This window comes from Frigoribacterium sp. Leaf44 (assembly GCF_001421865.1).
GTDB lineage: Bacteria > Actinomycetota > Actinomycetes > Actinomycetales > Microbacteriaceae > Frigoribacterium.
Genome location: NZ_LMLG01000006.1, coordinates 398,913 through 399,418 on the forward strand (window position 1 = coordinate 398,913; position 506 = coordinate 399,418).

At 70.4% G+C, this 506-nt stretch carries 1 protein-coding gene; it reads right to left on the reverse strand.

Annotation, left to right across the window (positions count from 1 at the left end):
- The coding region (locus tag ASE87_RS16750) for a beta-galactosidase (protein WP_235472271.1) at positions 1-506 on the reverse strand (506 nt) is incomplete at both ends.

A 506-nucleotide genomic window follows, 5' to 3' on the forward strand; every position in this document is an offset into this window, starting at 1 on the left:
CCGACGAGAACGCCCGGTCGCCCCACTGCTGCAGGGCCCAGACGCCGGTGTGCCACCAGCCGGCCTCGCGGGGCACCTCGACGCCGAGCGTCAGGCCGTCCTGCATCTTGTAGTACGGGTTGCCGGCGGTGACGTCGAGGCTCTCGACGAGTCGCTCGTCGGCGACCTGAGGGCGCGAGTACGAGATGCAGGTGGTGACGAACTGGTCGTCGCGGGCGTACTCGCGGACGACGGCGGCCTGCCAGGCGATCAGCTCGTCGGCCAGCTCGCCCTGGAAGCGCCGCCACTCGAGGTCGTACTGCGGCTGCACGTTGCCGTCGGGACGCCAGAGCTGCGACCACTCGGTCAGCCGGTGCGACCAGTAGACCAGGCCCCATTCGTCGTTCAGGCGCTCGACCGTGCCGTACTTGCGCTGCAGCCAGGCCACGAAGCGGTCGAAGACCTGGTCGTTGCGCGGGCGCTCGTTGCCGGGCTCGTTGTCGACCTGCCAACCGATCACGGCGGGG